This window comes from Pseudomonas sp. NPDC089741, from assembly GCF_044748825.1.
GTDB lineage: Bacteria > Pseudomonadota > Gammaproteobacteria > Pseudomonadales > Pseudomonadaceae > Aquipseudomonas > Aquipseudomonas helmanticensis.
Map to the genome: position 1 here is coordinate 15,306 of NZ_JBIVGT010000016.1, position 22,557 is coordinate 37,862.

General features: G+C 59.5%; 17 protein-coding genes. 8 read left to right on the top strand and 9 right to left on the bottom strand.

Annotated elements, in window-relative coordinates:
* Positions 1-11: 11 nt before the first annotated feature.
* Entirely contained in the window at positions 12-1,358 is a 1,347-nt protein-coding gene (locus ACIPZE_RS16715) for a class II 3-deoxy-7-phosphoheptulonate synthase (protein WP_003226774.1), read from the bottom strand.
* A 150-nt stretch (positions 1,359-1,508) separates the two neighbouring features.
* On the opposite strand from ACIPZE_RS16715, the gene ACIPZE_RS16720 reads away from it, so the two are divergent.
* Positions 1,509-2,264: a spermidine synthase gene (locus tag ACIPZE_RS16720; protein WP_400773968.1), complete on the top strand. Its 756-nt coding sequence runs from the start codon at positions 1,509-1,511 to the stop codon at positions 2,262-2,264.
* Between the two features lie 104 nt (positions 2,265-2,368).
* On the opposite strand, the gene ACIPZE_RS16725 is transcribed toward ACIPZE_RS16720, so the two are convergent.
* Positions 2,369-3,160 carry a crotonase/enoyl-CoA hydratase family protein gene (locus tag ACIPZE_RS16725; protein WP_283438897.1) on the bottom strand — a complete coding sequence of 264 codons (792 nt, stop codon included), beginning with the start codon at positions 3,158-3,160 and terminating at the stop codon, positions 2,369-2,371.
* Between the two features lie 424 nt (positions 3,161-3,584).
* Here ACIPZE_RS16725 and ACIPZE_RS16730 point away from each other — a divergent pair, with 424 nt between their 5' ends.
* The gene (locus ACIPZE_RS16730) at positions 3,585-5,258 is read left to right on the top strand and encodes a DEAD/DEAH box helicase (protein ID WP_129394898.1); all 1,674 of its coding nucleotides are present in this window, start codon (positions 3,585-3,587) and stop codon (positions 5,256-5,258) included.
* Positions 5,259-5,362: 104 nt separating this feature from the next.
* On the opposite strand, the gene ACIPZE_RS16735 is transcribed toward ACIPZE_RS16730, so the two are convergent.
* Entirely contained in the window at positions 5,363-6,130 is a 768-nt protein-coding gene (locus ACIPZE_RS16735) for a DODA-type extradiol aromatic ring-opening family dioxygenase (protein ID WP_400773971.1), read from the bottom strand.
* A 103-nt stretch (positions 6,131-6,233) separates the two neighbouring features.
* Between ACIPZE_RS16735 and ACIPZE_RS16740 the strand changes: the two genes are divergently transcribed.
* Positions 6,234-6,881 (top strand): thiopurine S-methyltransferase, encoded by a 648-nt coding sequence (locus ACIPZE_RS16740; RefSeq protein ID WP_400773973.1) that lies wholly within the window; start codon positions 6,234-6,236, stop codon positions 6,879-6,881.
* A gap of 199 nt (positions 6,882-7,080) precedes the next feature.
* Here the strand turns inward: ACIPZE_RS16740 and htpX are convergent, their stop codons facing one another.
* On the bottom strand, positions 7,081-7,968 hold the full coding sequence (htpX, locus tag ACIPZE_RS16745) for a protease HtpX (protein WP_129394895.1): 888 nt from the start codon (positions 7,966-7,968) through the stop codon (positions 7,081-7,083).
* Positions 7,969-8,272: 304 nt separating this feature from the next.
* A complete protein-coding gene (locus ACIPZE_RS16750) occupies positions 8,273-9,484 on the bottom strand; it encodes a pyridoxal phosphate-dependent aminotransferase (RefSeq protein ID WP_003226761.1) in 1,212 nt (403 codons plus the stop codon).
* A 227-nt stretch (positions 9,485-9,711) separates the two neighbouring features.
* On the opposite strand from ACIPZE_RS16750, the gene msrB reads away from it, so the two are divergent.
* The 3 genes from msrB to ACIPZE_RS16765 all read left to right on the top strand — a co-directional run bounded on the left by msrB (position 9,712) and on the right by ACIPZE_RS16765 (position 11,297).
* Positions 9,712-10,107: a peptide-methionine (R)-S-oxide reductase MsrB gene (gene msrB, locus ACIPZE_RS16755; protein ID WP_400773976.1), complete on the top strand. Its 396-nt coding sequence runs from the start codon at positions 9,712-9,714 to the stop codon at positions 10,105-10,107.
* 246 nt (positions 10,108-10,353) lie between these two features.
* Positions 10,354-10,839 (top strand): glutathione peroxidase, encoded by a 486-nt coding sequence (locus ACIPZE_RS16760; protein WP_400773978.1) that lies wholly within the window; start codon positions 10,354-10,356, stop codon positions 10,837-10,839.
* A complete protein-coding gene (locus tag ACIPZE_RS16765) occupies positions 10,836-11,297 on the top strand; it encodes a MarR family winged helix-turn-helix transcriptional regulator (RefSeq protein ID WP_283438894.1) in 462 nt (153 codons plus the stop codon). The genes ACIPZE_RS16760 and ACIPZE_RS16765 overlap by 4 nt, the downstream gene beginning before the upstream one ends.
* Here the strand turns inward: ACIPZE_RS16765 and ACIPZE_RS16770 are convergent.
* Positions 11,281-13,602, bottom strand: coding sequence for a response regulator (locus tag ACIPZE_RS16770; RefSeq protein ID WP_400773980.1), 2,322 nt, complete (start codon positions 13,600-13,602; stop codon positions 11,281-11,283). The genes ACIPZE_RS16765 and ACIPZE_RS16770 overlap by 17 nt on opposite strands.
* Before the next feature lie 166 nt (positions 13,603-13,768).
* Here ACIPZE_RS16770 and ACIPZE_RS16775 point away from each other — a divergent pair, with 166 nt between their 5' ends.
* Positions 13,769-14,659 (top strand): ATP-binding protein, encoded by an 891-nt coding sequence (locus ACIPZE_RS16775; RefSeq protein WP_129394890.1) that lies wholly within the window; start codon positions 13,769-13,771, stop codon positions 14,657-14,659.
* On the top strand, positions 14,656-15,138 hold the full coding sequence (locus ACIPZE_RS16780; protein ID WP_129394889.1) for a GAF domain-containing protein: 483 nt from the start codon (positions 14,656-14,658) through the stop codon (positions 15,136-15,138). Before ACIPZE_RS16775 ends, ACIPZE_RS16780 begins: the two co-directional genes overlap by 4 nt.
* On the opposite strand, the gene ACIPZE_RS16785 is transcribed toward ACIPZE_RS16780, so the two are convergent.
* Genes ACIPZE_RS16785 through ACIPZE_RS16795 form a run of 3 tightly spaced genes read right to left on the bottom strand, consistent with a single transcriptional unit; the run spans position 15,139 to position 22,410 of the window.
* A complete protein-coding gene (locus tag ACIPZE_RS16785; RefSeq protein ID WP_400773982.1) occupies positions 15,139-18,084 on the bottom strand; it encodes an HD domain-containing phosphohydrolase in 2,946 nt (981 codons plus the stop codon).
* Between the two features lie 49 nt (positions 18,085-18,133).
* A complete protein-coding gene (locus ACIPZE_RS16790; RefSeq protein ID WP_400773984.1) occupies positions 18,134-21,775 on the bottom strand; it encodes a transporter substrate-binding domain-containing protein in 3,642 nt (1,213 codons plus the stop codon).
* Positions 21,776-21,783: 8 nt separating this feature from the next.
* Entirely contained in the window at positions 21,784-22,410 is a 627-nt protein-coding gene (locus ACIPZE_RS16795) for a response regulator transcription factor (protein WP_064391377.1), read from the bottom strand.
* Positions 22,411-22,557 lie beyond the last annotated feature (147 nt).

Genomic DNA, 22,557 nt, shown 5'->3' on the forward strand with positions numbered 1-22,557 from the left:
ATGTCGAAACCTTAGCGGCGGACTTGCTTCAGGGTTTCAGCAATCAGGAACGCCAACTCCAGCGACTGATCAGCATTCATCCGCGGATCACAATGCGTGTGATAGCGATCCGACAAGCCATCTTCAGTAATCGGCCGCGCCCCACCGATGCACTCGGTGACGTTCTGCCCGGTCATCTCGATGTGAATCCCGCCGGCGTAGCTGCCTTCCGCTTCGTGCACCTGGAAGAACTGCTTCACCTCGCCAAGAATCTGCGCAAAGTCGCGGGTCTTGTAGCCGCTGCTCGCCTTGATGGTGTTGCCGTGCATCGGGTCGGAACTCCACAGCACTTGCTTGCCTTCACGCTGCACCGCGCGAATCAGCGCCGGCAGGTGATCGCCGACCTTGTTCGCGCCCATCCGCGCAATCAGGTTCAGGCGCCCCGGATCGTTGTCCGGGTTGAGCACGTCGATCAGGCGGATCAGATCGTCCGGGTTCATGCTCGGGCCGACTTTCACCCCGATCGGGTTGTTCACGCCACGGAGGAATTCGACATGCGCGCCGTCGAGCTGACGAGTGCGGTCGCCGATCCACAGCATGTGCGCCGAGCAATCGTAGTAATCGTTGGTCAGGCTGTCGCGGCGCACGAAGGCTTCTTCGTAGTTCAGCAGCAACGCTTCGTGGGCGGTGAAGAAACTGGTTTCGCGCAGTTGCGGCGAGCTGTCCATGCCGCAGGCGCGCATGAACGCCAGGGTTTCATCGATGCGGTCGGCGAGGTGGCTGTACTTCTCGGCCAGCGCCGAGTTGGCGATGAAATCGAGGTTCCATTTGTGCACCTGGTGCAGATCGGCAAAGCCGCCCTGGGCGAAGGCGCGCAACAGGTTCAGCGTCGCGGTGGATTGGTGATAGGACTGCAGCAGACGTTCCGGATCCGGTACGCGGCTCTTCTCATCGAAACCGATGCCGTTGACGATGTCGCCGCGATAAGCCGGCAGGGTCACGCCATCGATGGTCTCGTCGTTGGCCGAACGCGGCTTGGCGAACTGACCGGCCATGCGCCCGACCTTGACCACCGGGCAACCGGCCGCGAAGGTCATGACGATCGCCATTTGCAACAACACTTTAAAGGTGTCGCGAATCTTCGCGGCGGAGAACTCGGCGAAGCTTTCCGCGCAATCGCCGCCCTGCAGCAGGAATGCCCGGCCCTGAGTGACTTCGGCAAACTGCCGACGCAGTTCGCGCGCTTCACCGGCAAACACCAGTGGCGGATAACTGGCCAGGGTTTGCTCGACCTGGCGCAGGTGCGCGGCGTCGGGGTATTGGGGTTGTTGCTGGATCGGCAAGGCGCGCCAGCTATCAGGGCTCCACGGTTGGCTCATCACGGTCTCTAAGGTTCTACGCACGGAAGGCCATGTTAGCAGCAATTAGTGCGTGACCTGCTCCCGCCCCATCGCCGACAATCGCCGCTTTGCCACGGCGCCACAGCGGTGCCATCGCGTCACCGCGCCCGGTGACCATCAGGAGACGAAATGACTGAGGAGCGCGTCGAGCATCTGCTCGCCGAAGTACAGGATGAGTTCGGCGTGATTCGCGTGCTGGAAGTGGCTGACTACCGGTTTCTCGAATTCGGCGATGCCATCGAGCAGAGCTGTGTGTTCACCGCTGATCCGAGCTGGCTGGAGTACGACTATACCCGCGCGATGCTGATTGGCGCGTTGTGCCATGAGTTGCCGGAGAGTGCGCTGTTTCTAGGGCTTGGTGCGGGTACGTTGACCCAGGCATGCCTCAAGTTTCTGCCGCTGGAAGACGTTGAAGCGATCGAGCTGCGCCCGGATGTGCCGCGTCTGGCTATCGAATACCTTGGGCTGGATGATGATCCTCGCCTGTACATCCGTGTCGGCGATGCGCTGGAGTTGTTGCCGACCGCAGAGCCTGCGGATCTGATCTTCGTCGACCTCTACACTGACGTCGGCCCGGGTGTCGGGCATCTGGCCTGGGGTTTTCTCGGTGATTGCCAGAAGCGTCTGAATCCGGGTGGCTGGCTGGTGATCAATCAGTGGGCCACCGATGATGGCCAGCCGCTGGGCGCGGCACTGTTGCGCGGGCTCTATCACCGGCATTATTGGGAGCTGCCGGTGAAGGAGGGCAATGTGATTCTGCTGGTGCCGGCGGACCTCGATCAGGAGCTGGACATGCAAGCGTTGACCGCGCGGGCCGCAGCGCTGGCGCCACAGTTGGGCTATTCGTTGCAGTCGTTGATCAACGCCATTCGCCCGGCGACCTGATCACCGCCCCCTGTAGGAACTGCCGCAGGCTGCGATTTTTTGATCCTGTTTTTTACAAGATCAACATCAAAAGATCGCAGCCTTCGGCAGCTCCTACAGGGGGGTTAGATTCCTTTGAAGATGCCAGGTCGGCGCTCAACCAAAGACCGCACGCCCTCCTTGGCATCCTCGCTGGCCAGCAACTTCTTCACCAACGCCGGCAACCCTTGCGCCGCCGCCGTCTCACCTTCATACCGTGCCTGTCGCGCCGACATCAGCGTCGCCTGCACCCCCAGCGGCGCCTGCCGGGCAATTCGCTCAGCCAGTTCAATCGCCCGTGGCAGCAGGTCTTCACTGGCCATCACTTCCTGCACCAACCCCAGGTGCAACGCATCGTGCGCATCAAACTCATCGCCGGTCAGCAACCAGCGCATCGCATTGCCCCAGCCGGCGACTTGATGAAAACGTAAAGTCGCGCCACCAAAAGGAAAGATCCCACGCTGCACTTCCATTTGCGCGAAGCGAGTATTGCTCGCACACAGGTTGATGTCGGCGGCCAGCATCAACTCGATGCCAATGGTCAGGCAATAACCTTGGGCGGCGACGATCACCGGTTTGCTCACCCGTGGGCCGACGAAAACGCCCCACGGATCGCAACCGCCGGTCGGAACCTGCCAGCCTTCGGCGAGTGCGCCACTGGTATTCACCAGATCCAGACCGGCGGTAAAGTGTTCGCCATGGCCGAACACCACCGCGACTCGTGCCTCGCTGTCGGCCTCGAACTCGCCATAGGCCAGGCTCAGCTCATTCAGCAGGTCGAGGTCGAAAGCATTGCGCTTGGCCGCTCGGTCAAGGCCAATCAGGTGGACGTGACCACGGCGTTCTCGGCTGACGCGGCCGGGGCAGGGCTGATTCATGGCTGGATCCTCGGGCGGGAAGGGCGGGTGCAGCGACGGAATGCCGCATGTCGATGAATCGTTTAAGCGTCATCGCCCGCAGGGCCGGGCCTTTGAAAAATAGACCTTGGCGCGATTATCCGCAAAACCCCGTTACACAGCGGTGACACAGGTATTTTGCCGATAAAAAAAGCTCCCTTTTTGGGCAAAATCCGGTATAGTGCGCGCCGGCCTTTAACCGGGCCGCGTTTAGGTAGCGCAATTTCCCGAAGTCAGCTTCGGCTGCACGTCCGCATTGCGGGCTCTTCCCGGACGATTCTTTTTTTTCATTCATTCGTTTTCGCAAATCCCCGCCGACAAAGCTGCCAGGGCGACTCTTGAGTCTCAACACGGCATGCGCAGCTTTGGAGCATGGGTCTTTGCGGATGCACTTAGAGGCAGACCCATGACCCAGGAAACCGGCGGATTCGCCGCTTTTAATCTTAACCCGAATATTCTTGCAGCCGTCGCAGCGACTGGCTACGAAGAGCCTTCGGCGATTCAGCAGCAATCGATCCCGATCATCATGGCCGGCCAGGACATGATTGGCCAGGCGCAAACCGGTACCGGTAAAACCGCCGCGTTCGCACTGCCTATCCTGCACCGCATCGATCCTGCCAAGCGCGAACCGCAAGCCCTGATCCTGGCGCCAACTCGTGAGTTGGCGCTGCAAGTAGCAACCGCTTTCGAAACCTACGCCAAGCAGATGCCGGGCGTTACTGTTGTGGCCGTTTACGGCGGCGCGCCGATGGGCCCGCAACTGAAAGCAATCCGTAATGGCGCACAGATCGTTGTCGCCACTCCGGGCCGTCTGTGCGACCACCTGCGCCGTGACGAAAAAGTTCTGTCGACCGTGAACCACCTGGTTCTCGACGAAGCTGACGAAATGTTGAAGCTGGGCTTCATGGATGACCTGGAAGTCATCTTCAAGGCTCTGCCAGCTACCCGTCAGACCGTTTTGTTCTCGGCTACCCTGCCGCAGTCGATCCGTGCCATTGCTGAACGCCATCTGCGCGATCCGCAACACGTGAAGATCCAGACCAAGACCCAGACCGTTACCGCGATCGAACAGGCTCACCTGTTGGTTCACGCTGACCAGAAGACTTCGGCCGTTCTCAGCTTGCTGGAAGTGGAAGATTTCGACGCTCTGATCATGTTCGTACGCACCAAGCAAGCGACCCTGGATCTGGCAAGCGCCCTCGACGCCAAAGGCTACAAAGCCGCGGCGCTGAACGGTGACATCGCCCAGAACCAGCGTGAGCGCGTCATCGACTCGCTGAAAGATGGCCGTCTGGACATCGTTGTTGCGACCGACGTTGCTGCTCGTGGTCTGGACGTTCCGCGCATCACTCACGTATTCAACGTTGATATGCCGTACGATCCGGAATCTTACGTTCACCGTATCGGCCGTACTGGCCGTGCCGGTCGCGAAGGTCGTGCACTGCTGCTGGTGACTCCACGTGAGCGCCGCATGCTGCAAGTGATCGAGCGTGTAACCGGTCAGAAAGTGGCTGAAGTACGCCTGCCGGACGCTCAAGCTGTTCTCGATGCACGCATCAAGAAACTGACCAACAGCCTGTCGCCGCTGGTTGCTGATGCCGAATCGACTCACGGTGAGTTGCTCGATCGTCTGACTGCAGACATCGGCTGCACTCCGCGTGCTCTGGCTGCTGCGCTGCTGCGCAAGGCTACCAATGGCCAAGCGCTGACCCTGGCAGCGATCGAGAAGGAACGTCCACTGGTGCCGAACAATGCACCGCGTGGCGACCGTCCTGAGCGCACCGGTGATCGTCCTGATCGTGGTGACCGCGAGCGTCGCGCGCCAATGCCTTTGGGCGAAGGCCGTGCTCGTTGCCGTACCGCGCTGGGTGCGCGTGACGGTATCGCTGCGAAAAACCTGCTGGGCGCCATCCTCAACGAAGGCGGTCTGGCCCGTGAAGCGATCGGTCGCATCCAGGTGCGTGACAGCTTCAGCCTCGTCGAGCTGCCGGAAGATGGTCTGGACAAACTCCTGACCAAACTGAAGGACACTCGCGTTGCCGGTAAGCAGCTGAAACTGCGTCGCTATCGCGAAGATTGATCGGCCCCTGAGCTGATTGATCGCAGATAAAAAATCCCCGACTGGTTCGGGGATTTTTTTGCCTGCTTTTTGCCTTTGTGGGAGCGAGCCTGCTCGCGAAGGCGTCAACCAAAACGATAAATATCCATCCCCAGCGCACCCATCGTGAAGCCCTTGTGCGCCACGCTGAACTCACCACCCGCACCCCGAGCAAAATACAACGGCAACAAATGCTCATCACTCGGATGGTTGCGCACGGCGTTCGGCGCCTGCTGACGGTAGTCATGCAGCGCCGGCTCATCGTCGGCCGCCAGCTTGTCGATCATCCAGTCACGGAAATCCCGCGCCCACGGTTCGACACTTTCCGGGCCGGCATGCCAGTCCAGTTCGCGCAGGTTGTGAGTGATGCTGCCGGAGCCGATCAGCAAAATACCCTGATCACGCAGGCTGGCCAGCGCTCGGCCGACGCGGGTCTGTAACGCCGGGCCGGCGCGGCTTGGCAGCGAGACCTGCACTACCGGAATATCGGCTTGCGGATACATCAGCGACAACGGTACCCACACCCCATGATCAAACGGACGTTGTGAATCAAGGCGCGCGGGCAGGTTGTGACTGTTCAGCAGCGCGGCGACTTCGGCGGCCAGTTGTGGGTCGCCGGGCGCCGGGTACTGTACTTCAAACAGTGCACGGGGGAAGCCGCCGAAGTCGTGCCAGGTTTCCGGTTGCGGATGGCTGCTGACCAGCAATTCCTGGCTCTCCCAGTGTGCGGAGACGATCACGATGGCTTTCGGCCGGGGCAGTTCGGCTGCCAGTCGCGCCAGTGCCGGGCCACTGGCACCGGGTTCGAGCGCAAGCATGGGCGAGCCATGGGAGATATACAGGCTGGGAAACATGGAAAGGATCCTGAGCGTTAAGATGAGCCATCTTCAGTCAGTTGTTTGATCTAAATCTAATATAAGTTTTAGCGCTTTTTGATCGATTTTTTGGGAGTGATACATGCAGCCTGAGTTTTGGCACAAGAAATGGGCGTCGGGCCAGATCGGTTTTCATCTGCCTGACGTGAACCCGTATTTGCAGCGGCACTGGGCGGTCCCGGCATCGGCGCGGGTGCTCGTACCTTTGTGTGGGAAAAGTCTGGATCTGGCGTGGCTTGCTGGGCGCGGTCATTCGGTGCTCGGGATCGAACTGTCGGAAAAGGCGATCGAAGACTTCTTCACCGAGCATCAGATTCAGCCGCAGATTAGTCAGAAGGGCGCGTTCAAGGTCTATCGCGGTGATGCCATCGAGTTGTGGTGTGGTGACTTCTTCGCGTTGACGGCGAACGATGTGGCCGACTGCTCGGCGCTGTACGACCGGGCGGCACTGATCGCCTTGCCGCTGCCGATGCGTGAGCGGTATGCGGCGCATCTTCAGCAGATCCTTGCGCAAGGGGTGCAAGGGCTGTTGATTACGCTGGATTACGATCAGGCGCAGATGCCGGGGCCGCCATTTGCGGTGGTGGATGAAGAGGTGCAGCGGTTGCTGGGAGATGTCTGGCAGCTGCAGATGCTGGAAGAGCAGGATGTGCTGGGCGAGAGCTGGAAGTTCTTGCAGGCGGGGGTGACGCGGCTTGAGGAGCGGGTGTACCGGATTTCCAGCCAATAGTTCTGCGCCAGTAGGGCCGGCCCCATCGCTGGCAAGCCAGCTCCCACAGGGTTTCGGGTGTTCATCAAAATCTTCAGCGCCCACAAATCATTGTGGGAGCTGGCTTGCCAGCGATGAGGCCATTGGGAGCAACCCATTTGTCAGGCAACAAAAAAAAGGCCCGCATCACTGCGGGCCTTTTGTATTTACGCCAATCTGATCAACCGCGACGACGCAGTGCGTCAATACGCTCTTCCAGCGGCGGGTGGCTCATGAACATGCGGGCAAAGCCCTGTTTGATGCCACCGTTGATACCAAAGGCGTTCAGGGTGTCCGGCATGTGCACCGGCAGGCCCTGTTCGGCACGCAGGCGTTGCAGGGCGCCAATCATCGCGCTGGTACCGGCCAGGCGCGCACCGGCTTCGTCGGCACGGAATTCGCGCTTGCGCGAGAACCACATGACGATCGAGCTGGCGAGAATGCCCAGAACCAGTTCGGCGAAGATGGTTGCCACGTAGTAGGCAATGCCCTGGCCTTCTTCGTTCTTGAAGATCACTTTGTCGACGAAGTTGCCGATGATCCGCGCGAAGAACATCACAAAGGTGTTCACCACGCCCTGGATCAGTGCCAGGGTGACCATATCGCCGTTGGCAACGTGGCCGATTTCGTGGGCCAGCACGGCTTTCACTTCATCGGGCGAAAAACGCTCCAGCAAACCCTGGCTGACCGCGACCAGCGCGTCGTTCTTGTTCCAGCCGGTGGCGAAAGCGTTCGCTTCGTAGGCCGGGAAAATACCGACTTCGGGCATCTTGATCCCGGCTTCACGGGACAGTTGCTCGACGGTTTGCAGCAGCCATTGCTCATGACGGGTACGTGGCTGGCTGATGATCTGGGTACCGGTGCTCATCTTTGCCATCCACTTGGAGATGAACAGCGAGAACAGCGAACCGGCGAAACCAAAGACCGCACAGAAAACCAGCAGCTGACTAAGGTTGAGATCAACCCCGTTGGCCGCCATGAACCCGTTGAAGCCGAAAAGGCTCAGGGTGATGCTGGCTATCAGCACGACCGCCAGGTTAGTGGCCAAAAACAGCAGGATGCGCATCATGGTTGTAGAAATCTCCTCAAGCTAAAGATGTAGCGTACTGCGGGGTATATAAGGTGCGGCACGGGGCTATTCAACCGAGTGACTATTTCAAACTGTGTCCTACAGCGAATTCGCAGGCGTGCAGGACAATTCCCACTGTCAATATCGCTACCGATGACGCACGGCGGCGACCCGTCGCCATTACCTCCGACGCGGGTGACCGGTTCGAATCGCAAGTGTAGAAGGCCTGTGCAGGCGCGGATCACAGAAGTGTTGCTGAATCAGACATTGCGCGACGTTCGGGCCGTCGCGCACTGCTGGCCAGTTACTGGCGGTAGGACTTGAGGAAGTTGCCGATGCGGCCGATGGCCATTTCCAGATCGTCGACGCGGGGCAGGGTGACCACACGGAAATGATCCGGCCATGGCCAGTTGAACGCGGTGCCCTGAACGACCAGCAGCTTCTCGGAAAGCAGCAGGTCGAGAACGAACTTCTCGTCGTTGTGGATCGGGCAGACCTTCGGATCAATGCGCGGGAAGGCGTAGAGCGCGCCCATCGGCTTGACGCAGCTGACGCCCGGAATGTCGTTGAGCAGCTCCCAGGTACGGTTGCGCTGTTCCAGCAGACGACCTTGCGGCAGCACCAGATCGTTGATGCTCTGATAGCCACCGAGTGCGGTCTGGATCGCATGCTGGCTTGGCACGTTGGCGCACAGGCGCATGTTGGCCAGCATGTCGATGCCTTCGATGTAGCTCTGGGCGTTGTGTTTCGGCCCGGAGATGGCGATCCAGCCGGAGCGGAAACCGGCCACACGGTACGACTTCGACAGACCGTTGAAGGTCAGGCAGAGCAGGTCGGGCGCCAGCGACGCGGTGCAGATGTGCACGGCATCGTCATAGAGGATCTTGTCGTAGATCTCGTCGGAGAACACCACCAGGTTGTGCGCGCGGGCGATTTCCAGCATGCCCAGCAGCACTTCCTTCGAATACACCGCACCGGTCGGGTTGTTCGGGTTGATGATCACCATGGCTTTGGTGTTCGGGGTGATCTTGGCCTTGATGTCGGCCAGATCCGGGAACCAGTCGGCGCCTTCGTCGCACAGGTAATGCACGGCATTACCACCGGCCAGACTGACGGCGGCGGTCCACAGTGGATAATCCGGCGCCGGAACCAGCACTTCGTCGCCGTTGTTGAGCAGCGCCTGCAACGACATCACGATCAGCTCGGACACGCCGTTGCCCAGATAGATGTCTTCGATGCCGACACCTTCAACATTCTTTTGCTGGTAATACTGCATCACCGCCTTGCGCGCGCTGAACAGGCCTTTGGAGTCGCTGTAGCCTTGCGCGGTCGGCAGGTTGCGGATCACATCCTGAAGAATTTCGTCCGGCGCCTCGAAACCAAACGGCGCCGGGTTGCCGATGTTCAGCTTGAGGATGCGCTGGCCTTCCTCTTCCAGTCGTTTGGCGTGCTTGAGCACCGGGCCGCGAATGTCGTAGCAGACGTTGGCGAGCTTGTTCGATTTGCTGAACTGCATGGCGATGTGATCCCGAAAATGAACGATCCAGACGCTGTATGAACTACCGTACTGGGAATCCTGCATGTGCACGCCAATCGGTTGCCGGCACTCAACGCTGCAAAAAATCCGTTTGAGTGCGTGTAACGTGGCTGCCAGACTGGCGTCAAAACAAGGCGCAATCATACGTGCCACCCGATCCGTGGAAAAGGTACAGATCGGGCTTTTTCAGCCGCTGAGGTGTGATGATGGAAAAGTTGGAAAAAACCCTGGAAGAATGGAAGGCCATGCTCGATCCGCAGCAGTACGAGGTTTGCCGCCTCAGTGCGACCGAGCGACCGTTCTCTGGCAAATACAACGCCACCAAAACCGACGGTGTTTACCACTGCGTCTGCTGCAACGAAGCATTGTTCGACTCCCAAGCCAAATTCGACTCCGGTTGTGGCTGGCCGAGCTTTTATGAGCCGATCGGCGAAAGCGCAATGACCGAAATCCGCGATGTCAGCCACGGCATGATCCGTACCGAAGTGAAGTGCGCCCGCTGCGACGCGCATCTGGGTCATGTGTTCCCGGACGGCCCGCCGCCCACCGGCCTGCGTTATTGCATCAACTCGGTGTGCCTGAACCTCGAACCGCGCGAATAAACCCACAATCGCACGCCTTTCGGACGGTGCGATCAATTCGACGATCGCACGCCTGTCGAACCGTGCGATCAACCCCTGTAGGAGCCGCCGAAGGCTGCGATCTTTTGATTTTGCTTTTTAAGGACAGGATCAAAAGATCGCAGCCTTCGGCAGCTCCTACACGAGGGTGTTTCTATTAATTAAATTGCACACAATTTAATTGCTCGCTATGTTTGGCCTTTCCCGATTATCTGCGGAGCCCGTCTCATGAGCGACAACCTGCTGAATATTCCGTGCACCACCATCAAAGGCGAGCAAAAGACCCTCGCTGATTTCGCCGGCAAAGCCGTGCTGGTGGTCAACACGGCGAGCAAATGCGGTTTCACCCCACAGTACAAAGGCCTTGAACAACTCTGGCAGACCTACAAGGATCAGGGCCTGGTGGTGCTGGGCTTTCCTTGCAACCAGTTCGGCAAGCAGGAGCCGGGCAACGAAGGCGCAATCAGCGAATTCTGCGAGTTGAACTTCGGTGTCAGCTTCCCCCTGTTCAAGAAAATCGAAGTCAACGGTGCCGATGCCCATCCGCTGTTCGTGCAGTTGAAGAAACGTGCGCCGGGCGTACTCGGCTCTCAGGGCATCAAGTGGAATTTCACCAAGTTCCTGATCGGCAAGGACGGCCAGTTGGTCAAGCGCTTTGCCCCGGCAACCAAGCCGCAGGACCTGAGCCGCGAGATCGAAGCCCTGCTCAAATGAACAATCTGTCGGTCGATTCGCTGAAGCTCGACAGTCAGTTGTGCTTCAAACTGTACGCCGCGTCCCGGGCAGTGATTCGTGCCTACAAGCCGATGCTCGATCAACTCGGCCTGACCTATCCGCAATATCTGGCGATGCTGGTGTTGTGGGAGTGGCAGGACGCCGCGCCGGAGCAACCGACGGTCAAGGCTTTGGGCGAACGCCTGGCGCTCGACTCCGGCACGCTGACGCCATTGCTCAAGCGTCTTGAGCAGTTGCAACTGGTACAACGGCAGCGCTCGGCCCGTGATGAGCGGGAAGTGCATTTGAGTCTGACGTCTGCTGGCCAGGCGTTGCGCGAACAGGTCGGGCCGCTGAAGGCCCGGCTGCTGTGCGACAGCGGTGTGGATCTGGACCGGCTCAACGACCTGCGCAACGGCCTCGATCAACTGTTGGGGCAGATCAAAGCGCTGTCGTAGACGGAATCCATTGATCCAGCAGTGCCGCCAGTTCCTCGCGGCGGAACGGTTTCGCCAGATAGTCGCTCATGCCCGCCGCCCGGCAGCGTTCGCGCTCTTCGGACATGGCGTTGGCGGTCAGGGCGACAATCGGCAGACTCGGCCAGCGTCCGCTCTGGCGAATCTGCCGGCTGGCTTCGTAGCCGTCCATGACCGGCATGTTGCAGTCCATCAGGACCATGTCGAACTCGTGATACTCCAACTGATCCAGCGCTTCGGCACCATGCGCGGCGACTACGACCTCGCAGCCGAGCTTGCCAAGCATGCCCTTGGCCACCAACTGATTGACCGGGTTGTCCTCGACCAGCAATACCCGCCCACGCCGCACGCTGGGTGAAGACTCCAGACGCGCATCGTTGATCGTGGTGGTGTCCGGTTGCAGGGTGCGACGCAGATTCTGATAGAGCGCATTACGCGCCAGCGGTCGTGCCTGTTGCTGCAAAGGCGCGAGGGCGGCAGCCTCTTCGCTGGGCAGGAAACTGCCGTAGGCGGTCACCAGCAGAATTGGCGCGACGAGGGTCGGTCGCAAGCCGAACAGACATTCCGGACAGTCGGTAATCAGCACGTCTGGCGTCAGGCCCAGGAGCGAATCGTCGATGGTGCGCTGTTCATACTCGAGGCCCCAGACCGGCAGCACGCTTTGCAGCAACTCGGCCAGGCCGCTGCTGCCCGCAGTGATTGCCAGTACTTTGCCGTGCAGTGGCGCCGGGGCCAGCGCGCGGGTGTGGCAGGGAAGTGGCAACTCGGCGCAGAACTGACTGCCAAAACCGGTCTCGGAACTGATGGTCAGACGTCCCTGCATGGCCTCGCAGAGGTTGTAGGTCAGTGCCAGTCCCAGCCCGGTGCCGCCGTACTGGCGGGTAATCCCGGCGCCGGCCTGGGTGAACGGCTGGAATATTTTCACCTGCGCATCCTGGGCGATGCCGATCCCGGTGTCGCAGACCTCGATGCGCACGCCGTCCTTGTAAGCCGACAGGCGCACATCGACGCGGCCGAAACGGGTGAACTTCAGCGCGTTGGACAGCAGGTTGCTGACAATCTGCCGAACCCGGGTCGGATCGCCCAGTACCAGAGCGGGGAAGTGCGGATCGATCAGGCAAGTCAGCTCAACGCTCGGCGCGGCATTCTGCGACAGCAGGTTGGCCGTGTCTTCGATCAGAGAGCCGAGATCGAACGGAATATTTTCCAGCTCCAGTTGCCCGGCGTCGAACTTGGACAGGTCGAGGATATCGTTGAGCAACTCCACCAGCACCTTGCCGGAGTCATGGGCAATCGACAGCTGTTGCTGTTGCTCGGCGTTCAGCGGGCCGTCGAGCGACAGCGCGATCATCCCCAGCAAACCGTTGAGCGGCGTGCGGATTTCATGGCTCATGTTGGCGAGGAAGGCCGAGCGCGCTTCGGCCATTTCCAGCGCGGTGCTGCGCGCAACTTCGAGTTCCTGGTTGGACTGGCTGAGCCGGGCGTTGATCGCCTTGAGTTCAGCGGTGCGCGCCGAGACGATGTTTTCCAGTTGGCCGAGATAGTCGGTCAGGCGATTTTCGGCGTTGCGGCGTTGCTGGATCTCGGTGGCAATGTTTTCGAACTGCTGGTTGGCAACTTTGACCAGCACGCCAATCTCGTCATTGCCGTGCCCGGCCGGACACTCCAGAGTTGTTGGCTCGGCGGAACGAGGGTCACGCCCGCTGAGTTCGCGGATCACCCGCACCAGTGGTTTGGTCAGCATGACGTAAAACAGCGCGAGCAGGATTCCGGTCAGGATCAGGCTGCGGGCAAAACCGTTGAGGAGGGTGATTTCCGCGCGGCGCAGAAAACGGCTGCCGAAAGCATAAGTGTCGACTTCAAGGCTCAAGACACCCAGAGATTCGTTGGGCAAGTGATCAAGATAGAGGCGGTCTTCGAACTGCCGCTTGGCGCCAAACAGGAAGTCGCTGATCACCCGATAGCTGCTCTGCAGTTCGGGGCGTTTGACGCTGGCCAGCACCGTACCGTTGTTGTCGGTCAGTTGCGCAGAGACGATCGCCGGCGAACGCAGCAAACCCAGCGTGAGTTCCTGTGCCAGTTCGGCGTCGATGTTGTAGGCGATGCGCGATGCCGGGTTATGGCTGATTTCCAGCAAAGACAGGATTTCACGATTGATGGAGGCGTCTTCACTGGCATAATCGATGCCGATTTGCAGCAGGCTGAGCAGCGTGCCCAGAATGAACCCGACCAGCACAGTAAGCCTGGCTTGCTTGTAAGACAGCCGGTGGGTGAATTTGATATCCATGGGGTGTTGAACCACTTCCGTTTCCCTTCGCTGCTCAAGCATAGTCGATCATGTATGGATGCCGAGGTTCCCGAATCGCCTTGTAACAAGGCGCGGCGCGGGGGTTTAAATCTGTTTGCCGTCGCAGGGTTACCATCATCACTTTGAAAATGCCCGAGGAGAAGACGTGGATTCCCGATTGAATGCTTTTCTTGAGCGCGCCGAATCGGTTCTGGCGCGAATCGAACCGCTGTTGCCGGCATCGCGCCCCGTCATTGACTGGGGCACGTGCCTGGCTGCGCGCTGGCAGCGTGACGGGCGCAGCGGGTATCTGCTGCCGCTGGAAGTCAGCCTCGACATGCGCCTGTCCGACCTGATTGGTGTCGACCGTCAACTCGAGCAGTTGGGCCGCAACACTCAGCAATTCCTTGACGGCATGCCGGCCAACCACGCATTGCTCTGGGGCTCGCGCGGTACCGGCAAATCCTCGCTGGTACGGGCGCTGCTCGCCGAACACGCCAAATCCGGCCTGCGCCTGATCGAAATCGAGCGCGACCATCTGGCTGACCTGCCCCGCGTGGTCGAGCAGATCGGTAAACTGCCACAACGCTTCGTGCTGTTTTGCGATGATTTGTCGTTCGAGTCCGGTGAAGGCGATTACCGCGTCCTGAAAAGCGTGCTCGACGGTTCGCTCGAGCAGGCGCCGGATAACGTTTTGCTCTATGCGACCTCCAACCGCCGTCATCTGGTGCCGGAAAAGGAAAGCGACAACGAAAACTGGAAACGTGTAGATGGCGAGCTGCACCCAAGCGAAGCCGTCGAAGACAAGATCGCCCTGTCGGATCGATTCGGCCTGTGGCTGTCGTTTTACCCGTTTACCCAAGAACATTTCCTCGACGTCGTCGAACACTGGATCGGCCAACTGGCCGCCAAGGCCGGCCTGAGCTGGCAGCGCGACGAAGAGCTGGACATCCTTGCCGTGCGTTGGGCCACCGGCCGCGGTAATCGCAACGGACGTTGCGCGTATCAATTCGCCCGATACTGGGTGGGACTGAAATTGTTGGAGCACAAGGCATGATTGATTTGCAACAAAGCGGCCAGGGCCTCGAAGGCTATGGCATGTTGGCCGCTCAACTGGAGTCGCTGCTGGCTGACGAGCGCGATTTTATCGCCAACGCTGCGCAGTTTTCGGCGTTCCTGTTCAACCAGCTCGATGATCTGAACTGGGCCGGTTTCTACCTCAATCGCAACGAAGAACTGGTGCTCGGCCCGTTTCAGGGGCAAATCGCCTGCGTGCGCATTCCATTCGGTCGTGGCGTGTGCGGCGCGGCGGCGGCCACTCGGCAAACCCAGCGGGTCGAAGATGTGCACGCGTTTCCCGGGCACATCGCCTGCGACAGCGCGTCGAACAGTGAGTTGGTCGTGCCGTTGGTCAAGGACGGCCGCCTGGTCGCTGTTCTCGATCTGGACAGCCCGAAACTGGCGCGTTTTGGCGCCGACGATCAGGCCGGCATCGAACAACTGGCGTCGATCTTCCTGCGTCTGACCGACTGCTGATCATGCGGTGAGGCCAGCCTTGTGCAACAGGCTGGCCGCATCCACGGCGTCGATTTGCTGTGGGTCGAGAAAACGTGCGGCGTATTGCAGGTACACACCCTCGTTGACGAACAAGCCGAACAGCTGTGCATCGATGTGCGCCTCGCGGCACATCGTCGCCATGATCCCTAACGCTTCGCTCAGCGACTTGGCCTTCTTGTAGGGCCGATCGGCTGCGGTCAGCGCTTCGAAAATATCGGCGATCGCCATCATCCTTGCCGGCAGGCTCATTTCCTCACGTTTCAAGCGTTTCGGGTAACCGCTGCCGTCCATCTTTTCATGATGGCCGCCGGCGATTTCGGCGATGCTCTCGAGGTGGCCGGGGAATGGCAGGTGACTGAGCATCATGATTGTCTGCACCATGTGATGATTGATGATGTAGCGCTCCTCGCGGGTCAGCGTGCCACGGGTGATGCTCAGGTTGTACAACTCGCCACGATTGTATTTGTAGCGCGGTACATCCAGCTTGAAACCCCATGGATTGTCTTCGGGTATCAACTCGTTCTTGTCTCTTTCAAGCAGATGTTCGGGCTTGTCTGCCAGCAGCGATTCGCTGACCGGCAGGGTCGGCGCAGGCGTGCGGGCCTGACGGCGGTTTTCGTCCCACGACACGCCCAATCGATCATCCAGCGTGCGCGTCCAGGTCCGGCGGGCAAGCTTATCAAGGCGTTGCAGATCGGCTTCGGCCATGGCTTCGCCGCCCAGATTGCAACGGGCGACAAAGGCGAAGTCTGCGTCCAGCGCAGCCAGTGTGGCATCCCGCAGGTCGCGCAATGCCACCTCGTCTGCGCCCTTGGCCAGCGCTTGCCAGTAATCGATCCAGGCATCGCGCTTGAGCACCTCGAAGCGGGTGCGAATCTCGTGGATGCGGTCGTTGATGGTTTCCAGCTTGGTGGCTTTGTCGACCACGTATTCCGGTGTCGTGACCTTGCCGCAATCATGCAGCCACGCCGCAATGTGCAAGGCTTCCCAGTCATCCTCGCTGGGCTGGTAGGTGCTGAACGCCGGTGCCTGGCTGGCCGCCGCAGCCTGGGCGAGCATCAGGGTGAGCTCCGGCACGCGCTGACAGTGGCCGCCGGTGTACGGACTTTTGGCATCGATAGCGCCGGCGAGCAATTGAATGAAAGCGTCCAGCAACTGTTTCTGTTTCGCCTGCAGGCGCTGACTTTCGATACTCACTGCCGCCGCGCCGGATACCGCTTGCAGGAAGGCGATACGGTCGGGGCGCAGTTTTTCCAGATCGGCAGGCGTGCCGCTGTCATTGACCAGCAAAATCAACAGGCCAATCGTTTCGTTGTGGCGGTTGCGCAGGCGCATGCCGATCAGATGCACGCGCGGTGACGTCATCGCGAGCAATACTTTTTGCAAATCCCTGGCCTGCTCGAAACCGAGGTTTATGACCACATTGTCGGCGTGCACCAGTTCCTCGAACCATGCCGGGCCCTGGCTCGTTTGCAGGTCGTGGCCCTGAATGTCGAAAGTTTCCAGGGTTTGCGGGGTGTCATCGATCACCAATCCATAAGGCTCCATGCGGCTGCCATCGCTCTCGCGCAAATAAATCAGGCCCGCCTGTGCCTGGGCGATCTGCACCGTCTCGAACAGCACCCGTTGCAGCAACTGCGCGAAGCGGGTTTCGGCGCACAGGCTGTCGGTGATGCGGAAGAAGCTCGCCAGGGTGTCCTTCATGCGCGCCATCGACAGACTCAGTTGGTCAACTTCCAGCACGGGCGAGCGCCGGGTCACCGGGAAATTGAAGTCGAAACTGCGAATCGCATCGGCTTCCTTGACCAGAGCGTGCAAGGGTTTGACCAGTGTGCGCGAAATCAGCCAGCCCAATGGCAGGCACAACAGCAACGTTGCCAGGGTTATCAGCGCGCCTTGCCAGCGCATGCGATAAGCGTCGACGAGCAATTCATCCTCCGGCACCAGCAAGGCCATTTGCAGGCCTTGCGGCCCGCCCTCCTGCAAGCTGCTGCGGGCGACGATCCACGGGCGGCCATCGACTTTTATGCGATTGCCGTGCTGCTCGCCGGACAACAAGGCATGCAGGCGCGGGCTCAAGTCGGCAGCCTTGGCCAGGCGCGCGGTGCGGTCGTCGACGATCAGTCGGCTGCTGTCCGGCCAGGCCACGGCATTGCCTTCGGCGTCGAACAGGACGATCTCGGTGTTCGGTGTCACCACGTGCTTGATCAGCGTCGCCGAGAGTGCGGCGAGGGTCAGGTCGGCGCCGATGACCGTCGTGTCAGCGCTGCGCCGGGCCAGGGTGGTACCGACATTGTGAGTGGAGAAAAACACATAGGGTTCGGTGGTGATCTGGTCGCCACTTTGCCGGGCGTTGCTGTACCAATCGCGGCTGCGTGGATCGTAACTGTCATCGGGGTTGTCCTGGCGGGCGAGGAGCGACAGGCCCTGATCGAAAAACAATGACTGCGAGCGGGTGCCGGCGCTGCCGTCGTGCTCGATGCTCCAGACTTGATACACCGCTGCCGGCGGCGCCTTGAGCTGGGTCTTCAAGGCCTCGCTGCGCAAGGCCCGTACCATGAAGAAGTCGCCATTGCCATAGCCGAGGTAAAGCGAGGCGAGGTCAGGATTGTCCTTGAGCGACTGGCTGAAGGGTTTGAGCAGAGCCAGACGCTGTTGCAGATCAGTTGCCTGGGCCGCGGGGTAGTCGGCCAGCAGGCTCAACAAGTGGCGGATCGGCTGGTACGTGGCGTGCAGATCCAGGCGTACATCCTGTTCGATCCGATTGAACAGATGCTCACTGCTCGAAAGAATGATGCGGGTCGTCTGGCTGTAATTGAACAGCCCCAGCACCACTGCGGTCAGCAACATCAGGAAGGTGAACATCACGCTGATATGTACGTGCAGAGGGAACCGGCGTTGATCCGTGCGCAGTGGGCTGGGCATTGCTGACTCTCCATGGGGGATAAACACACTGCTCAGCGCCCAAGCATAGTTAAGGCTCGGTCATTCTGCTTTTATGGTTCTGCTCCAGCTGTTGCTGCAATGCCTGCTCCAGTTCAAGTATCGCCGTGTCGGTGGTTTTGCAGTGTTGAGCGATGGTGGCTGCGGACTGCACTTGTACGCAGGCTTGCTCCAGTGCTTCGCAACAGGCGATCAGGCGCGACGCCTGGGCGATCCGCGCGGCGCCCTTGATCTTGTGCGCCGTCACGATCAACGCCTCGCGGTCGGAGTGCGGCGACAAGGCCAGCAGTTCCTGGCGATCAAGCCGGCTGCTGTTGAGCAGTTCGCGGAGCAGACGCTGGATCTGCACCGGGTTATCCCCCGTGAGCTGACTGAGGCCTTCAAGGTTGAAGGTTGGTGCCGGGAAGGCCGGCTTGAGTTCATTGACCCAGTGGCTCAGCGCGCTAAGGCTCAGCGGTTTGAACAGGCAGTCGTTCATGCCGGCCTGTTTGCAGCGCTGGATTTCCTCGGGTTGCGCGTTGGCCGTGAAACCCAGCACGGTACACGGTGGTTTCCCGGTCAGTTGCTCCTGCTGGCGAATCGCTCGGGTCAGCTCATAGCCGTTCATCACCGGCATATTGCAGTCGGCGATGACCAGATCGAAATTGCCGGTCTGCCATTTTTCCAGACCGCTTCGACCCTCTTCGGCCAGGCTGAAGCGGTGCCCGAGGTATTCCAGTTGCTGGCACATCAATAGGCGATTGGCCGGATGGTCATCGACCACCAATATGTTCAACGGCGCGAAAGTCACCCGGATCGGCGGCTCGCGCCGTGCGGTGCTCACTTCGCTGGGTAGCGTCTGTAGCGGCATCGACAGGCAGACCTGGGTGCCGATGCCGGGCTGACTGCACAATTGCAACCGGCCACCCATCATTTCGCAGAGGCTGCGACTGATGAACAGACCGAGGCCTGCGCCGCCACGACTTTGCTGTTGAGAGTTGTCGGCCTGGGAAAAAGGTTCGAACAGTCGTTGCTGGACTTCGGCGCTGATACCGACGCCGGTGTCCTGAATCGTCAACTGGATCAGTGAGAGTTCGGGTGTGCCGCCGGGCAGTATGTCGAGGTCGATACGGATGCGTCCGTGTTCGGTGAACTTGATGGCGTTGCTGATCAGGTTCGACAGCACCTGCTTGAAGCGCATCGGGTCCAGATCAACGTCGACGTCCAGTTCGGGTGGATTGACGGTCAGTGTCAGGGGGAGGTTTTTCTGTCGGGCGAGGCCATCGAAGATTCTCGCCACCGACGCCACCGTTTCAACAAGGTTGACCCGTTCCGGGCTCAGGCTCAGGCGGCCGGACTCGATTCTGGCGATATCGAGGATATCGCCGATCAGTCCCAGCAGATCCTTGGCCGAGTGGTAGGCGGTGTCGATTGACGATCGGTCCGGATGCTGTTGGTCCATGCGCTTGAGGGTCAGTTCGAGCATGCCGATCACCGCATTCATCGGCGTGCGGATCTCGTGGCTCATGGTCGCCAGAAAGGTGCTTTTGGCGCGATTGGCGTCATCCGCCTGTTCCTTGGCCAGGCGCAGTTCATCGAACAGTTGGCGGCGCTCGCTGATGTCGATCCAGCCACCGATGATGCCTTTGACTTCGCCGCTGGAGTCGCGGTAGGGCAATATCCAGTGATAGATCGTCAAGCGTCGGGTACCGATATGCAACGGACGATCAAGTACCAGCGGCGTACCTTCAGCTAACACCCGTTGGTAGTCCGCCTGAAATGTCTGGGCTTCGAACGCGTTGCTCAGCGTGCCTTGCATGACACTTTTACCGATGACGTCTTCGCGTTTGGCATTGAACGCATCAAGGTAGCTGTCGTTGCAGCTCTGCAGCAAACCCTGGCAATCACGCACATAGATGGGATGGGGCGTGCCGTTGACCAGCGAACTCATGAATTCGAACTGATCATTCAAGGCCCGTTCGGCCATCTTGCGTTGCTTGATCTGTCGACTCATGTAAGCGTTCCAGAGCAATGACAACAACAGCAGCAGGCAGGCACCACCAATCACTTGATAGAACAGGCGCTGGTAATGCCGCCAGTTACTTTGCGTCGCTGTCGAGAAACCCCGCCAGCGACTGTTGATCACGCCCAGTTCTTCGGGCGTGATGCTTAGCAGTGCCTTGTCGAGGATCGAGCCCAGCTCGGTATTGCCTCGCGCGATGGCCAGTGAAAACGCTGCCTGACGTGTGCCAAGGGTGGTAGTGATCTGTAAGGGGTGTTCGAAGATGCGCGAGGAAATCAGATAGTTGGCAATCACCAGCGAACTGACGGCGCCATCAACCTTGCCCTCGGCAAGCAAGGTCGCGGCGCTGAAGGTATCGGACGTTTCAATGACTTCGATGTGTGGAAACTCGCGGCGCAGGTAATCGGTCAAGGGACTGCCTTGGGCGATCGCCAGGTACTTATCCTTGAGCTGACTTAGATGCGAAGGGCTGTCAGCGGCTTTGCGCGTCAGTAAAACGTAGGAGTTTTCCAGGTAGGGGCGGCTGAATTGCAGGCGCTTCTCACGTTGCGGACTTGGTAGCAGGGCAGCGATCAGATCGGCTTGATGCAGCCTGACCTGCTCGATCATTGCGTCGTCGCTGTGACTGCGGCGAATCTCGAAGCGTAGTCCGGTGCGCAGTCGCAGCAGTTCGAGCAGGTCGGCGGTGATGCCCCGGAAATTGCCGTCGCTGTCGAAAAATGTCAGCGGAGCGAGGGCGTCGTTCACCACCACTCGAATCACCGGGTGCTGTTTGAGCCATTCTTCTTCATTACGGGTCAATTGCAACTTCTGGTCGGTCAGCAGGATGTCGCTGCCGGCACTCCAGCGTTTCGCAATACTGTCGCGTTCACTGCGCGGAACAGCATTGAGTACGGTGTTGATGATGTTCAGCAGTTGCCCGTTGCCAGTGTGTACGGCAAAGCTGAAGCCATGGGCTTCCTGTTTGCCGAAGTTGGCCATGCGAATGTTGTTCAGGTAACCCCTGTTGATCATGTAGTGGGTGGAAATGGTGTCGCCGAGAAACACGTCGGCCTGGTCAAATGCTACCGCGTTGATCGCATTCTGATAGGACGGGTAGGAAGTGAGAATGGCCTTCGGGTACAGGGCTTTGACTTCTTCTTGCGGCAAGTAGTGATAGACCATGCTCAGACGCAATCCGGCCAGCCGTTCGGTCAGCGAACGGGTCTCGTCTTCCCGGGTCACCAGCACCGGTTGATCGATGGCGTAGGGGATGGAAAGGACGATGTCGGGGTTGCTCGCTTCGAATCCGTTGGCGCTGCCGAGCATGTCGACCTGGCCCGCCAGCAGCGCCTCCAGGGCCGCGTCCCGGGAGGCGAAGCGCTCGATGCGGATTGGCAGGCCGGTGGCCTGGCCGAGGAAACCGGCGTAGTCCGCGGTGAAGCCCTCGTAGTCGCGCCCGCTTGACGTCATGTCGAACGGTGGATAATCCGGGGCGGAGGTGCCCAGGATCAGTTCATGCCGTCCCTGCAACCATTGCCGTTGTGAGGCATCGAGGGGCACTGGCATCAATTCGAACGTCGACCGGCTCCGCAGGACATAGCTGTGCGGGGCGAGGAGGGAGGCCAGAACCTGTGTACTCAGAAACAGGCCTGCAATCAGTCCGGCAAGATGGACAAAGCGAATGGGCATGCGGGCTCTCACACTAATGCGTTACGTTTGGCCATCTCGATAAGTTCCACCAGGGACTTGGCTTTGAGTTTTTGCATCAGGCGTTTTTTGTAAGTGCTGACGGTCTTGTTACTGAGGAACATGCCTTTGGCAATTTCCTTGTTAGTACGGCCTTGGGCAAATAACTGCAAGACCATAAGTTCACGGTCATTGACGGATTTGAACAGTTCAAGTTCGGCATAACGTATATCGTCGCTGCGTACCGGATTGAGTGCCTGGCTGGGGAAGTAGTTGTAACCGGAAAGAACCGCCTTGATGGCGCTGACCAGTTCACTGAGGTCTTCTTCCTTGCATACATAACCGGATGCGCCGGACTGCATGCAGCGAATACCGAAGAGAGTCGGGCACTGGGCGGTCAGTACGAGGGTCTTGAGCGGGGTGCTCATGGCGTTGAAACGGGCGAGAACCTCCAGCCCATCGAGCTTGGGGATACTGATGTCGAGGATGACCAGATCGGGCATGCATTCGCGGACCATTTGCATGGCGTCGACCCCATTATCGGTTTCGCCAACGACCTTGTAGCCTTCGTGCTCCAGCAGCATTCGAACGGCAAGTCGGATGACGGGGTGATCATCGACAATAAAAACGGAGTTCATAATCAAATCCCATACGTACGCGAATAAAGCGCGCACCTTAGCTCAGATGAATGAGCGCTCGCATGAACTGAGGTGGCTCTAGCGGCAATATAGGATTATTCCTACACACTTAAGGGAATTCGACTACGGTTGAACTAGGTGTGGCGT

Bases quoted from the DNA above. Each gene is read 5' to 3' on its own strand.
- ACIPZE_RS16740 (WP_400773973.1), top strand. From the start codon at position 6,234: ATGCAGCCTGAGTTTTGGCACAAGAAATGGGCGTCGGGCCAGATCGGT.
- ACIPZE_RS16790 (WP_400773984.1), bottom strand. From the start codon at position 21,775: ATGCCCATTCGCTTTGTCCATCTTGCCGGACTGATTGCAGGCCTGTTT.
- ACIPZE_RS16785 (WP_400773982.1), bottom strand. From the start codon at position 18,084: ATGCCCAGCCCACTGCGCACGGATCAACGCCGGTTCCCTCTGCACGTA.
- ACIPZE_RS16725 (WP_283438897.1), bottom strand. From the start codon at position 3,160: ATGAATCAGCCCTGCCCCGGCCGCGTCAGCCGAGAACGCCGTGGTCAC.
- ACIPZE_RS16770 (WP_400773980.1), bottom strand. From the start codon at position 13,602: ATGGATATCAAATTCACCCACCGGCTGTCTTACAAGCAAGCCAGGCTT.
- ACIPZE_RS16720 (WP_400773968.1), top strand. From the start codon at position 1,509: ATGACTGAGGAGCGCGTCGAGCATCTGCTCGCCGAAGTACAGGATGAG.
- ACIPZE_RS16715 (WP_003226774.1), bottom strand. From the start codon at position 1,358: ATGAGCCAACCGTGGAGCCCTGATAGCTGGCGCGCCTTGCCGATCCAG.
- ACIPZE_RS16735 (WP_400773971.1), bottom strand. From the start codon at position 6,130: ATGTTTCCCAGCCTGTATATCTCCCATGGCTCGCCCATGCTTGCGCTC.
- ACIPZE_RS16750 (WP_003226761.1), bottom strand. From the start codon at position 9,484: ATGCAGTTCAGCAAATCGAACAAGCTCGCCAACGTCTGCTACGACATT.
- ACIPZE_RS16780 (WP_129394889.1), top strand. From the start codon at position 14,656: ATGATTGATTTGCAACAAAGCGGCCAGGGCCTCGAAGGCTATGGCATG.
- ACIPZE_RS16760 (WP_400773978.1), top strand. From the start codon at position 10,354: ATGAGCGACAACCTGCTGAATATTCCGTGCACCACCATCAAAGGCGAG.
- ACIPZE_RS16795 (WP_064391377.1), bottom strand. From the start codon at position 22,410: ATGAACTCCGTTTTTATTGTCGATGATCACCCCGTCATCCGACTTGCC.
- ACIPZE_RS16765 (WP_283438894.1), top strand. From the start codon at position 10,836: ATGAACAATCTGTCGGTCGATTCGCTGAAGCTCGACAGTCAGTTGTGC.
- msrB (WP_400773976.1), top strand. From the start codon at position 9,712: ATGGAAAAGTTGGAAAAAACCCTGGAAGAATGGAAGGCCATGCTCGAT.
- ACIPZE_RS16730 (WP_129394898.1), top strand. From the start codon at position 3,585: ATGACCCAGGAAACCGGCGGATTCGCCGCTTTTAATCTTAACCCGAAT.
- htpX (WP_129394895.1), bottom strand. From the start codon at position 7,968: ATGATGCGCATCCTGCTGTTTTTGGCCACTAACCTGGCGGTCGTGCTG.